The organism is Algoriphagus zhangzhouensis, assembly GCF_900148515.1.
Taxonomy (GTDB): Bacteria; Bacteroidota; Bacteroidia; order Cytophagales; family Cyclobacteriaceae; genus Algoriphagus; species Algoriphagus zhangzhouensis.
In genome coordinates this window covers 76535-89860 of record NZ_FRXN01000001.1, presented here as the reverse complement: position 1 = coordinate 89860, position 13326 = coordinate 76535, and the positions used below count along the sequence as shown (strand labels likewise).

Below are 13326 nucleotides of genomic sequence, written 5' to 3'. Positions count from 1 at the left end.
TTTTGAATCAAAAATCAAAACTCAGAACAGTCTGAGGGCCTTTTCTAGGAGCAATTACCTGAATCTGCTCTGGATCAATCTGATGGAAAAATTGCTTTAATAAATAAGAAGTCTCTGGATAAGGTCTCACTCTTTCCAATGGCTCATCATCATTTTTGACAAATCCATATTCAGTCAACATCCCCGCCTCGAAAATACAGATTGCTTTTTCCTCCTCTTCCCGACCAGGGAACTCAATCTTGAGTCCTCCTTTACTTTCTTTTATCTTTTGGATAAAATCCTGAGCCCGAGAATTATATTCTTTAGGCTTTTCTTCGGAAGCACATGCTCCTAGGCAGCTAGAGTCCTGAATTACCTTGCAATTCACTTTTCTGAGCCCGCAAAGCTTTGGACAAAGCTCATAGGTATTGATCCCCGTTTTGAGATACTCTTTCGCCTCATCTGAGGAAAAAAAGGTCTCCAATGGCTGGAGAGACTTATTCATTTTTGCGATTTGGAATCTGGTATATCCATTTCCATCCTGATAAGAAAACAATCCCCAAAGGGTTCTAGGCAGTTTTAAAGCTGCATTGTATTTCGGCCAAATCCGTTTGATTTCAAGGGTTTCGACCATTAAAGCCATAAATTCTGTCCCTGTCAGCTGCCACTTCAGATCGAAAACTTCAGCCTTGAGTTGTTGCTTGAGATGGGGATGACTTTGACCCGAAAAGTGACCTTTGAATCGCTCCTGAATATTGATCGCTTTCCCCACATAAATCACTTTTCCTTTGTCATTGAGCATGTAATAGACGCCACATGCTTTTGGGATTTCTCGAAATTTGGAAAGAGAAAAATTGGGAGGCAAAAAGGATTCACCCGAATTCCTTTTTAAGCTGGAAGAAATAACATCAGAATGTCCTTTTAAAACCTTATCAAAAAGAATTGCCGTTGCTTTAGCATCACCCATTGCCCTATGCCTTGCAAGAATGGGAATATCTAATTGTTCACAAATTCTTCCCAAACTATAGGAGCGCTGGCCGGGAAATGCTTTCCTGCTCAAACGAACCGTACATAGCTTTGCCGGCTTGAATTCGTAATCAACTCTCGAAAAAAATTCACGGATAAAACCATAATCAAAGTTGACTGAATGAGCAACAAAAACCCGCCCTTCCAAAAGTTCTATCAGCTCCTCTGCAATCTCTTCAAAGGTAGGAGCATCAGCTACCATTTCATTATCAATCCCGGTCAAACCAGTGATATAAGCTGGAATAGATTGCTCTGGATTGATTAGAGTCTGATACTCTTGAACAATGGATTCACCATCATGAATGACAACAGCGATTTCAGTAATCCCTCCATTCCGGAAATTACCTCCCGTTGTCTCAATATCCACGATTGCATATTCCATTGTTTAAAGATAACCGAGGAAGGTTTCAAAAAGTTGTAAATAAATAAAATTGACAACAAATGTCTTTATATGAAGCTTTTTAGGCTTTCACATAGGCCTCGATAAGCTTTTCCGCACAGCGCTCTCCATCCATTGCTGCAGAAACAATCCCGCCAGCATATCCGGCTCCTTCCCCACAAGGATATAAACGCTTTAGTTCTGGATGCTCAAAGCTTTCTCGATCTCGAGGCACACGAACAGGAGATGAGGTTCTGCTTTCCACTCCGATCAATTGGGCCTCATTGGTCAAATAACCTTTCATTTTTTGCCCAAAAGCTTTGAAAGCAAATCGCATTCTTTCGGCAATAAAATCAGGTAAAACCTCATCCATATTGGAAGAAGCTAAGCCAGGTTGATAAGAAGTATCCAACAAAGTGCTACTGGATTTTCTATTTACAAAATCCATCATTCTTTGGGCAGGAGCAACTTGGGTCTTCCCTCCCACTTCCCAAGCTTTTTTCTCGATTTCTGCTTGAAAATGCATGGCTGCCAAAGGCCCGTATTTTTGATATTGCGGAAGGTCCTCCAATTCAACAGCGACCACCATTCCAGAATTCGCAAATTTGCTATCTCTTCGACTAGGGCTCATTCCATTCACCACCAATTCTCCTGGAGAAGTTGCAGCGGGAACAATAAACCCTCCCGGGCACATACAAAAGCTAAATACACCTCTTTGTTTTCCTTTGAATTGGGTTTGTTGAACTAAAGAATAAGAAGATGCAGGCAAATAAGGTCCCCTGTCAACCTCACAATGATATTGAATCTGATCGATCAAATTTTGAGAATGCTCAATTCGAACTCCCAAAGCGAAAGGTTTGGCCTCTATTAATACATTCTTTGCATGAAGTAATTCAAAAATATCCCTAGCAGAATGTCCTGTAGCTAAAATAACCCCAAGGCCATGGATTTTCTCACCATCTTGAGTTACAACTCCCTTTAATTCATTTTCTTCTATCACAAAGTCTTCTACACGAGTATCAAATAAGACTTCCCCACCGGCATCTAGAATACTTTCCCGTAGCTTCGTCACCAATACAGGTAATTTATTTGTCCCGATATGGGGATGAGCATCAACCAATATCTCTTCTGTTGCCCCATGAGCAACCAAGATTTCCATTATTCTACGGACATCTCCTCTTTTCTTAGACCTTGTGTAGAGTTTCCCATCCGAATAAGTTCCTGCCCCTCCTTCTCCGAAACAATAATTGGAATCTGGATTTACGAAATGATCCTTATTGATTGCTGCCAAGTCCCGTCTTCGCGATTGAACATCCTTTCCTCTTTCAATCACAATGGGCTTCACTCCTAACTCAATAGCTCGAAGTGCAGCAAACAGCCCTGCTGGTCCAGCCCCAACTATGATGATGGGATCAGAATTTTTTACCGATTGATATTTGGTAGGAGGGTCAAATCGTGGAGTCGGGGGTTCATGAAAAAACAACTCAGCCTCAACATTGACTTTTACATTCCTGCCGCGAGCATCGATTGATCGTTTGATTTGACGAACGGAGCAATCTTTTTCGTCACTCTTTAATCCTGCTTTTTTCAAGACCACTTGTTTGAATATTTCAGGATCATAAGCCTCTTTTGGGCTTAGCTGTAGTGTGAAGGTCTTTTTCATGGTAAGGTGTTTATCCTTAAACTATGGGTATTTGAAATGCAAATTTACACTAGCTTCAGTAATAAAGAGAAATTGCTCTAAAATAAAAAAGACTGCATTTGCAGTCTTTCAATGTTTAATTGCTTTCCGGGAAGATTAATTCAATCTATCCAAAACCTCAAATCTAGAAGAGTTTGAAATGAATTCAGGAACTATAGTCTTCAAGTGACCGACAATTTCATTTTCCGAACTTTTTTGAATCAATTCTTGGAAAAGCTCAACTTGGCCATCTACCTTATGGTAGGCAGAAGGTAATACTTGAGCTATTTTGATTTTAGGATGATGGGTAATTTTCACTGTTTCAAAATCATTGAGCAGTTCCTCATACAACTTCTCTCCTTCTCTCAAACCTGTGAAAACTATCTTAATATCTTCATCAACACGCTTTCCAGAAAGCTGAATCATCTTCTTCGCCAAATCCAAAATTTTCACAGCTTCTCCCATGTCAAACACATAGATCTCACCACCATGTCCCATGACTCCAGCTTCCAATACTAATTGACAAGCTTCAGGAATAGTCATAAAGAACCTTGTAATCTCCGGATGAGTCACTGTTATCGGACCACCATGCAAAATTTGCTTTTTGAATAATGGTATCACCGATCCATTAGATCCCAAAACATTACCGAATCTAGTTGTAATAAACTTCGTGTGGTATTTTTTGTGATTGACTTCTAGGTATTCATTCAAAGCTTGAACATACATTTCCGCTGCGCGCTTGCTTGCCCCCATCACATTGGTAGGGTTTACAGCTTTATCAGTAGAAACAAACACAAACTTATCCACTTGGGAAAGTACTGAAAGGTCGGCAAGAATCTTTGTTCCCAACACGTTTGACTGGATAGCTTCCTCAGGATAATTCTCCATCATAGGAACGTGCTTGTATGCAGCTGCATGGAATACTACTTGCGGTTTGAAGTTTTTAAATACTTCCCGCATTTTCTTTTTATTCCTTACATCACCCAAAATGATTTTGATAGGACAATTAGGATAGCTCTCACGAAATTCATTTTCCACATCATACAATGCCGATTCCGCAATATCCAACATCACCAACAATTTCGGCTGGTAATGTGAAATTTGACGACAAAGTTCAGAACCAATTGATCCAGCAGCACCAGTTACCAAAACTACCTTATCCATAAGGTCTTCCTGAATTCTTGGATTGTCCAATTTAATTTGCTCCCTTGAAAGCAAATCTTCAATCTTAATTTCTCGAATTGCTCCTGTTGTCAGACCACCTTTTATCCATTGATCAACAGGAGGTATTATTGAAACAGAAATTTTAAGTCTTAAACACTCATCAATGATTTCTCTTTTTCTTTGAACGGAAAGATCCCTAACAGCAATAATTAACTCAGAAACAGAATGCTGCTCTACAAGTCTTTCTAACTCCGTCAACCCTTCAAAAATGCGAGTTCCAGAAATGTTTTTCCCCTCCTTTTTAGAATCATCATCCAAAAAGGCTACAGTATTATAAAAGCTCGTTCCGTCTCCTTTGATAGCTTCTTGAGCGATAATCCCAGATTCTCCCGCTCCAAAAATGACAACGTTTTTAAGCTCTTTTTGAACCAAGCCATACTTGATATAGACAAAAAGCTCTTTTACCAGTAATCGATAAAAGATCAAACTGAAAAGAGATGACAAACTAGCGATAATAAGGACCGAAGTCGGCAATAGGAAGCGGTCATTCAGGAAGTTCCCATGAAAGAAATTCAAGAATAGAAACAGCACGAAATTAATTCCAATGGTTTTAAAAATATTGGAGCCGTCCTTAAACCCTGTATGACGAACAATTCCTTCATAACTTCTGGTGTTTTGCATTACCAATAATCCACCTACCATAAAAGTAAAGGATCCAGCAACTGCATCATTTTGCTCTATTAGAGCTAATTCAAAGTTAAAACGAACCAGGTATCCGAAAAGGGCACAATGGAAAAGTATCACTGCATCAAGGGTGGCAATAATCCATCGTGGAAGGATTTTTAACCGAGTCAAAAAATTCATAGTAGAATTGGATTCAAATATGGTTGGTTAATTGATGTGCCAAAACAATTATAATTGCACACAAAATAAGCTTTTTTTTACAATTTCACCAAACATCCTTGGGTAAGTTTCGGATGTATCCAATTTTATTTTGCATTAAACCAAGGACTTTCAGCAAAAAAAGAATTACATACGGAAAATAAGAGCTTGAAGAAATTGATTGAATAAAGATAAAATTTCTACAAAATTTAAGATTAAGGGAAAATGAATTATGGATGAATTCCTCAATTACCCTCAAACTTCCCCATACTCACGTGACCTTGCTGAGAAACTCCTTTTCCTTGGATTACATTAAAAAAAGTAATGAATAGTATTTTCAAATCTAAAATGATAGAGATGTGATCAACATAATACACATCCAATTGAAATTTCTCTTCCCAGGAAATGGCATTTCTACCATTAATTTGGGCCCAACCTGTAACGCCGGGTCTTACATCATGTCTTTTAATTTGCTCTTTGGAATAAAGGGGTAAATATTCAACCAAAAGAGGTCTAGGTCCAACTAGGCTCATATCGCCTTTGATCACATTGAGGAGTTGAGGAATTTCATCTAAAGAGAACTTCCTTACCAACCTACCCAAATCAGTAATTCTCTCGGAATCTGGTAGCAAATCTCCTTTTGCACTCAGGGTATCTTTCATTGTTTTAAACTTCAAAATCTGAAAAATTTGAGAGTTAAGACCAGGACGAGGCTGAGTAAAAATTGGATTCCCTCTAAAGTGGATGGAAAGAATAAGAAATAGAATGAAAAAAATTGGCAATAAAAGGAGAAACAGCAGAGATGATAGAAATAGGTCCACCAATCTCTTTCCAATTTTATTATATAGCACCTATTCTAGAATGTTTTTGCCAACTCTTTAACTATAACACCGACTATATTTTCTTGATCCTCAAAGGTCAAATCGGCTGAACTAGGTAAACAAATTCCTTTTTGAAAAAAGGATCTAGAGGTATCTCCTCCAAAAAATTGAATCTCTTTAAAGACCGGTTGCATGTGAAGGGGTTTCCATAGAAAGCGTGTTTCGATGCCATTCTTCATAAATGCAATTCTTAACTGGTCATTGTTGAATCCAGTGACTTTTTCATTTATTAAAATTGTACTTAGCCAATAATTAGAAAATGCACCAGGAATCTCATTTTGGAATATAATTCCTGGAATACCACCTATAAGTTTTCTGTAATTGGAATTTATCTGTCTCCTTTTCTTGACACACTTATCCAATTGCTCAATCTGGGCTAACCCGATAGCAGCAGAAAGATTATTCATTTTATAATTATACCCTATCTCCAAATGCTGGTAATAAGGAAGGTCTTCGCGAGCTTGAGTAGATAAATAACGGGCTTTTTGTACCAAAGAAGAATCATTTGCTATCAATGCTCCTCCTCCACCTGCTGATACAATTTTATTTCCATTAAATGAATAAACTCCAATGTCGCCAAAAGTCCCACAGGATTTTTCATCAATTTTGCTTCCGACAGCCTCTGCAGCATCTTCCAAAACTGGAATATGATATTTAGTAGCAATTTCCATTATTTCTTTCATTTTGGCAGGCATACCAAATAAATGAACTACTATAATGGCTTTAGGCTTTTTCCCATGCGCAATTCGGTGCATGATTGCATCCTCCAACAATTCCGGAGACATATTCCAAGTATCTTTTTCGCTATCAACGAAAATAGGTTTCGCTCCTAAATAAATAATTGGATTAGCTGAGGCACAAAAAGTAAAGGATTGACAGATTACCTCATCGCCCGAAGAAATGCCCAAAAGAACTAGGGCTAAATGAAGCGAACTTGTTCCAGAGTTAAGAGCTACAGCTTGATGAGATTTGAGCTTTTTACTCAGCTTACTTTCAAATTTATCAATAAAACTACCAGTTGTAGCCAGTTGCCCAGAGGTAATTGCTTGTTGGGAATAAATCAATTCATTCCCATCAAATATTGGAGCAGAAAGTTTGTACTGGTAAGCCATTAATAAGATTGAAAGCAGTATTAGACCGTAACTTACTAGCTAATATGCAAAAAGCCAACCAACCTAAAAATTAGTTAAAACAAAAAATTTCCTTTAATGGCATTTTATGTGTTTAAACGTCAAATTCATCAATTCATATTAACCTTCGAGTCAGTGATTTTTTTCAGATCGATATCAATTTTGGATTTATCCAACGTTTTCTTCGGACTCACTTCTAAAACTCTAGGAAGTTTGGAGACCTTCTTTTTAACGTTTTTAACAGCAACAGTATCCAGCCAAAAGCCTAATGAAAGAGCTAAGATTGAAATTAGCGGCAATACCAAATGATCTGAATAGTTTTTCATTCCAATGGCAATGGCAATAAATAATAGCTGAAGCCCTCCTAAAATCAAAGAAACCTGATTGTGCTTCAAACCCATTCTCATTAAAAAATGGTGAACATGGCTCTTATCAGGAGTCATCGGCCCTTTCCCTCTTTTTATTCTACGGAAGAAAACTCTTGCCATATCATATAAAGGGAACATCATTAGTGCTACCCCCATAGAGAATATAGACTCAAATCTCCATGGAGAAGAATTTTCAGGTAAAAGAGCATTATGTTCCATAAAAGCGATAATCAAAGCCCCCATGGTAAAACCTAATGTTAAAGACCCGGTATCACCCATAAAGATTTTTGCAGGGTGCCAATTGAAAACCAGAAAAGCCAAAACCCCACCTAAAAAGGTGAAAGAAAGAACTGCTAAGCTTTCCAAGCCATGGTACATAAACCACAAACCTAAACAAGAAAAAACGATAACAGCCATAGTCCCGGCAAGGCCATCTAAACCATCTATTAGATTAAAAGCATTAGTCAATGCTAAAAGAACAAATGCAGAAAAACCATAAGATATCATCAGAGGCAATTCCCCTATTCCCAAAAATCCGTGCAAATCCTTAATTCTGATATCTGCGGCTACAACAACCATGATCACGGCGATAAGTTGTCCCAATAATTTTCTAGAGGCCCTTAATTCTACCATATCATCTCGAAGCCCCACAAAAAACACCAATAAAATTCCCCCAATCAGAAATCTATAGCTTAAAGGAGATAAAGGCCAATTCCAAATCAGAATGGACAATAAAGCAGCAATAAAAAAAGCAATACCTCCCATAGAAGGCACTTCATTCAAATGAATCTTTCGTCCCCCTGGGCTATCTGAGTAATTAAATTTGGTAAATATTTTAATCAGTACAGGAAAAATGGAAATCCCAATTGAAAAAGCAGTTAAAAGCGCAAAAATATTTGTCATTTTGTTAATAGTCGGTTTCCTACCTAACGATGAAAATCAGCATTATGCGACTCAAAGCTAGTGCTTTTTACGTGCTTCTACTAAAAAACCGTACCAAAAATTACTTGCAGCCTATTTTTTATGAACAAAATACAATTTTATGTATTTATAAAAATATCAGTGTTTTCTGTGAAAAATCGTTAATAATTTAGACTTTTATAGTACCCAAGATAAACGGAACCAACAATTTTTTCAATTAACCACCAAACTAATGTTAGAAGATTTTCAGAATATTCATCGTTATCCAAGGTTAACGATAGAAGAAAAGGTACTAAATCAAGAATCTGACGAAAGACTATTCTCAGAACATTTTAATTGGCAAAACTTAACCATTAAAAGGGCCGTGGATTTAGGACTTTCCTTAGGCTATATGATTCTAGTAGGATCATGGCTTTTTCCTATCATTGCTATATTAATTAAGCTCGATTCCAAAGGTCCTGTATTTTTCAAACAGAGCAGAGAGGGGTTGAATAATACCACATTTAATTGTTACAAATTCAGAACAATGGTGGTGAACAAGGATGCAGACATTAAGCAAGCAACTCGAAATGATCCAAGAATAACCAGAGTGGGTAAGATTTTGAGAAAAACCAGCTTGGATGAATTGCCACAATTATTGAATGTAATATATGGCAATATGTCTTTGGTAGGCCCAAGACCTCAAATTCTTAAACAAAATGATGAGTATGCCGAAAAAATAGAAGGTTTTAAAAATCGTCATTTAGTTAAACCCGGCTTAACAGGATTGGCTCAAGCCAAGGGATACAGGGGAGAAACACAAGTTCCTAATTCAATGTACTTCCGCTATAAATTGGACATGTATTATATCAAAAATTGGGATCCCTACTTCGACATAAAAATTATTGGCATGACCATCAAGTCTATTTTTACTGATAATGGGAATGCTCATTAATATTTCAGACAGCTTAATTTTAAAAGGCAACTCGGTGAAGGGTTGTCTTTTTTCATTTTAAGGGAATTTGATATCTAGAACCAAGATCCGAGAACCAAGAATCAAGTACCAAAGAAATAGGGATTGGAGAAAAGAGAATAGAGATTGGAGAAGAGAGATTAGGGATTAGGGAATAGTGTTGTAATAGTTGTGAACTTCGTGTTGTAATTGTTGTATGCCTGCGGCGTTTTTATAGGTCGAACCGGGAGGAATTGGGAGATTAGGAGACTTTTTCAAAAAACTCTGTGAAACCTCAGTGTTCTCTGTGGCTCTGTGGTAGGGATTCGGGAATAGGGAATTGGTAAACGCCCATGTTCGTGTCTTCACGAACATCTTAATGCTCCTGTTCGTCCTTGCGCCCATGTTCGTGTCTTCACGAACATCTATTTACCGGATTTCATCCCTTGTGTAACTTGGGGTTGGGAATTCCTAGCATCCATCATAAAAGATTGCAAGTTCAAAAAGAAATTATCAAATGTGCCTAAAAATTGATTCTTCGTCCACTCCTCGGCACCAAGTCTAGTGGTCAATTTATATCTCGTAGCCGTGGGAAATGGCCTTTGTTTCTATCTATAAAACCTGGGCTAAAGCCCAGGCCTATTCAAGGTTGAGACCATTTAAGGCAAATTTTTATTCGATATTCGAAATTTGATATTCAAAATTTAGCGTTCATCAACACTCCGCGTACACCCATCAACCCCCTTTCTGCTTTCACCTTTGAGCCTCTTGATATATTTCTCATATATTAGTTCCCTCTTCCCTACCATAAAAACGCTGAAGGCAGACAACAAAAACAACCCTTCCAACTTCCATTACCTGCTCTCTCCCTGTGTTAAAAGGATTCCCAAATTTTGCAATATTCCAATCTTTCAATTTTCCAATTCTTTAACTATCACAGCGCCAAAGGCACATAACCATCACAACCCTTTCAACTTTTAGCTTTCTGACTTAACCTCCAACATTGAACTATGGACTGTGGTCAATGGACTACTAACCACTTACCGTTTACAACTTACAAGCTAATCACTGAACACCGACCACTAAATCCTTCTTATCCGATTTCCCAATTTTGCAATTTTTCAATCTTTCAATTTTCCAATTCTTTTCCAATCTCAACGCCGAAGGCATACAACAATGAAAACCCACTGGATCATAGACAATACACTATCAACAATTAATTCTCTATAAAAACTCAGTGAACTCTGTGGTTTCTTGGAAAAAAATTAAGTCTTCCCTTAACCCTAGTTCCTGAATGCAGATCTATACCTTTCCTAAATAAACAGAATCAGAAATCAAGCACCTCTTTTGGCTCATTTCCCTATGAAAAAGAAAATATAGATCCCAGGATAATTCTGAATCAAATTCTGAAGTAGAAATCAAACATTGAAGGTCCCTCCTTCTTGCTACCTTTTCTTTCCAGAGATATTTTTTTGTTTCTGGATGATTCAATAAAATATAACATTCATCAAACTCACTGGCATTACCATCATAACAATTGTTTAGCCAGCTTATCAAAATCCCTTGAACAGAAATTTGTACTGAAGGATTCTCAGGCCCCAATAAATTCCCCTTGCTTATTTGTAGAAATTCAGGATTTATCCGTGGATTCGCGTTATGATTATAGCCTTTTGTTGCCAAAGGAGAATGAGCCCAATTTACACCAGTCTTCTGATCAAGAAAGTTTTGATATCCAAAATCTAATATTTGCTTTAGTGGACGAAGGAATGCATTGACCTCTTTCAACCTGTTTTGATAGACCTTTTGAAGTTTACTGGGATGGGTTTTGTTCTTATGAGGCCCATCAGGCAAAGACCTCATAATGGTTTTCCCATTTAGTTTATAAAAAGTAAATCTCCCCACTTTTCCCTGAGGCTGAATCAGACTATTTTCAGATAATTTCGCCATTGTATTTAATTCTTAGTAAACCTAATATTAAAGTACATATAAGTCTTTAATACTCAAAGCTAAATCCAGAAAAAAGAAAGTTCTATACCAATCAAATTCAGATTTTATCCATTTGATTCTTAAATAAACCTAGATTAAAACCTGCTTAAACCTTGGATAAACCCTGTATAAACCTAAGCTATGATTAGCCTTTGCTATAGGAAATTTATGAGCGAACTGCCTGGCAAGATCAATTCAATTTTAAAGGGGGGTTAGGGAATGGGGATCCCGATAAGAACCGGGAGGGATTGGGGAAAAGAGAGGAGAGATTGGTGTTTAGGGAATTGGGATTGGTGAATAGTGTTGTAATAGTTGTGAACTTCGCGTTGTAATTGTTATATGCCTGCGGCGTTGTTATGGTTGGATTTTAGGCATGGTAATGGGGAATAGGGAAAAGGGATTGGGATCCCGATAAGAACCGGGAGGGATTGGGAGATTAGGAAACTTATTCAAAAAACTCTGTGAAACCTCAGTGTTCTCTGTGGCTCTGTGTTAGGGATTCGGGAATAGGGAATTGGCAAACTCCCATGAGGAGTCTAATTCAGAAAGCTAAAGGCAGAAGTCTGAAAAACCAATAATTTAAAGTGTTGTAATTGTTGTATGCCTTTGGCGTTTTCATTGTTGGGGATTAGGTATTGAGGAATAGGGATTGGGATCCCGATAAGAACCGGGAGGGATTGGGGAAAAGAGAGGAGAGATTGGAGAAGAGAGATTAGGGAATTGGGAGACTTTTTCAAAAAACTCTGTGAAACCTTAGCGTTCTCTGTGGCTCTGTGTTAGGGATTCGGGAATAGGGAATTGATAAACGCCCATGTTCGTGTCTTCACGAACATCTTTTGGGGCTGGTAATTTTGAATAGGTATGCCACTTTAGCCCAAATAAAATTTACCTTGCCAGTGGATGGTAGAGGCCCATGGTCCTTGTCGGCCAAAAAGTTGTGACGAATGATGGCTAATAAGCAAAGATTCCAATGCTGGAACTTCATAGCTACTTTTTAGCCTTTCCTTATTAAACTGCTAAGATTGAAGGCTAATCAAAATTTAGAATTCAAGGCTTGATAGATGAGTTTGATTTTGGAATGCCTAATTCCATATCCTTCTTAGATTGATAATTTTTTAAGCCTTTGAATATTTCATTTGCCAAAAGCTCAAAAAAATACTGTCTATTACTAATGTCCAGATAAGTATTATCTCTCTGGGAAAGTTCCAGCATCCAACATTGGTAAATCTCCCAGAGATAGCGATTGATGTCATGGCCATGGTAGAACTCAAATATTGCATTTTCGGAATGGTCAAAAAAAAGATTCATAATGATAAGCAGCTAATTGAAAACTTCAAATTGAAAACAATTGATTAACTAAAGTATTCCTTCAAGGGATTTTTCAGAAAAGACCAGGAATAATTTATTCGAATAAAGTTTGATCAAATTTCAAGTGAATCTTCATTTTTAGGGTATCTATTATTGCCTAGATTGACAGAACTGAATAAATTAGTTTAGACTATTTTAGGAGAATTTTATAACTTTCTTTTTTATAAAAATTATGAGCGACAAGATCCACCACGGCCGAAATATCAAGAGATTCAGAGAAATGATGGGAATCAAGCAGGAAGCCTTGGCTTTCGAGTTGGGTGAAGACTGGTCCCAAAAGAAAATCAGTCTCTTGGAGCAGAAAGAAGAAGTGGAAGAAGCTCTGATTCGTCAAGTAGCTGAGATTCTAAAAGTTCCTTCTGAAGCAATTAAGAATTTTGACGAGGAAAAAGCTATCAATGTAATTTCCAGCACCTTTAATGATAACTCAGCCGTTGTTAATAATAATCCAATTTTTAACCCTATAGAAAAATGGGTTGAAGCTTTGGAAGAAAACAAAAAGCTTTATGAACGTCTTTTAGAATCAGAAAGAGAAAAAGTAGAAATTCTAAAAGAGTTGACACAGAAATAAAAAAGGAGACCGAAGCCTCCTTTTCTGTTTTATTTTAAATTGGGTTCCCCCTATTCTTC

Annotated in this window: 10 protein-coding genes; 2 read left to right on the top strand and 8 right to left on the bottom strand. The window is 37.4% G+C overall.

Features of this window, described 5'->3' with window-relative positions:
• Nucleotides 1-7: 7 nt before the first annotated feature.
• From BUF13_RS00340 to BUF13_RS00315, 6 genes are all read right to left on the bottom strand, one after another.
• A complete protein-coding gene (locus BUF13_RS00340) occupies nucleotides 8-1387 on the bottom strand; it encodes an exonuclease domain-containing protein (protein ID WP_073569770.1) in 1380 nt (459 codons plus the stop codon).
• A 79-nt stretch (nucleotides 1388-1466) separates the two neighbouring features.
• Nucleotides 1467-3047: an NAD(P)/FAD-dependent oxidoreductase gene (locus BUF13_RS00335; protein ID WP_073569769.1), complete on the bottom strand. Its 1581-nt coding sequence runs from the start codon at nucleotides 3045-3047 to the stop codon at nucleotides 1467-1469.
• A 135-nt stretch (nucleotides 3048-3182) separates the two neighbouring features.
• Nucleotides 3183-5093, bottom strand: coding sequence for a polysaccharide biosynthesis protein (locus tag BUF13_RS00330; protein WP_073569768.1), 1911 nt, complete (start codon nucleotides 5091-5093; stop codon nucleotides 3183-3185).
• A gap of 263 nt (nucleotides 5094-5356) precedes the next feature.
• Nucleotides 5357-5932, bottom strand: coding sequence for a sugar transferase (locus BUF13_RS00325; protein ID WP_317129060.1), 576 nt, complete (start codon nucleotides 5930-5932; stop codon nucleotides 5357-5359).
• 35 nt (nucleotides 5933-5967) lie between these two features.
• Nucleotides 5968-7104 (bottom strand): aminotransferase class I/II-fold pyridoxal phosphate-dependent enzyme, encoded by a 1137-nt coding sequence (locus BUF13_RS00320; protein WP_073569766.1) that lies wholly within the window; start codon nucleotides 7102-7104, stop codon nucleotides 5968-5970.
• Nucleotides 7105-7232: 128 nt separating this feature from the next.
• Nucleotides 7233-8393: a glycosyltransferase family 4 protein gene (locus BUF13_RS00315; RefSeq protein WP_073569765.1), complete on the bottom strand. Its 1161-nt coding sequence runs from the start codon at nucleotides 8391-8393 to the stop codon at nucleotides 7233-7235.
• Nucleotides 8394-8643: 250 nt separating this feature from the next.
• Between BUF13_RS00315 and BUF13_RS00310 the strand changes: the two genes are divergently transcribed.
• Entirely contained in the window at nucleotides 8644-9345 is a 702-nt protein-coding gene (locus BUF13_RS00310; RefSeq protein WP_073569764.1) for a sugar transferase, read from the top strand.
• Nucleotides 9346-10644: 1299 nt separating this feature from the next.
• Here the strand turns inward: BUF13_RS00310 and BUF13_RS00305 are convergent.
• Complete coding sequence (locus tag BUF13_RS00305) at nucleotides 10645-11289, bottom strand: DUF6266 family protein (RefSeq protein ID WP_073569763.1); 645 nt, start codon at nucleotides 11287-11289, stop codon at nucleotides 10645-10647.
• Nucleotides 11290-12375: 1086 nt separating this feature from the next.
• Nucleotides 12376-12636: a hypothetical protein gene (locus BUF13_RS00300; RefSeq protein ID WP_073569762.1), complete on the bottom strand. Its 261-nt coding sequence runs from the start codon at nucleotides 12634-12636 to the stop codon at nucleotides 12376-12378.
• Between the two features lie 232 nt (nucleotides 12637-12868).
• On the opposite strand from BUF13_RS00300, the gene BUF13_RS00295 reads away from it, so the two are divergent.
• The gene (locus BUF13_RS00295; protein WP_073569761.1) at nucleotides 12869-13267 is read left to right on the top strand and encodes a helix-turn-helix domain-containing protein; all 399 of its coding nucleotides are present in this window, start codon (nucleotides 12869-12871) and stop codon (nucleotides 13265-13267) included.
• The last annotated feature ends 59 nt before the right edge of the window (nucleotides 13268-13326 follow it).

What these genes read in the sequence shown, in the direction of transcription:
- BUF13_RS00340 (WP_073569770.1), bottom strand. Translation starts at nt 1,387, where the DNA reads ATGGAATATGCAATCGTGGATATTGAGACAACGGGAGGTAATTTCCGG.
- BUF13_RS00305 (WP_073569763.1), bottom strand. Translation starts at nt 11,289, where the DNA reads ATGGCGAAATTATCTGAAAATAGTCTGATTCAGCCTCAGGGAAAAGTG.
- BUF13_RS00310 (WP_073569764.1), top strand. Translation starts at nt 8,644, where the DNA reads ATGTTAGAAGATTTTCAGAATATTCATCGTTATCCAAGGTTAACGATA.
- BUF13_RS00320 (WP_073569766.1), bottom strand. Translation starts at nt 7,104, where the DNA reads ATGGCTTACCAGTACAAACTTTCTGCTCCAATATTTGATGGGAATGAA.
- BUF13_RS00315 (WP_073569765.1), bottom strand. Translation starts at nt 8,393, where the DNA reads ATGACAAATATTTTTGCGCTTTTAACTGCTTTTTCAATTGGGATTTCC.
- BUF13_RS00335 (WP_073569769.1), bottom strand. Translation starts at nt 3,047, where the DNA reads ATGAAAAAGACCTTCACACTACAGCTAAGCCCAAAAGAGGCTTATGAT.
- BUF13_RS00300 (WP_073569762.1), bottom strand. Translation starts at nt 12,636, where the DNA reads ATGAATCTTTTTTTTGACCATTCCGAAAATGCAATATTTGAGTTCTAC.
- BUF13_RS00295 (WP_073569761.1), top strand. Translation starts at nt 12,869, where the DNA reads ATGAGCGACAAGATCCACCACGGCCGAAATATCAAGAGATTCAGAGAA.
- BUF13_RS00330 (WP_073569768.1), bottom strand. Translation starts at nt 5,093, where the DNA reads ATGAATTTTTTGACTCGGTTAAAAATCCTTCCACGATGGATTATTGCC.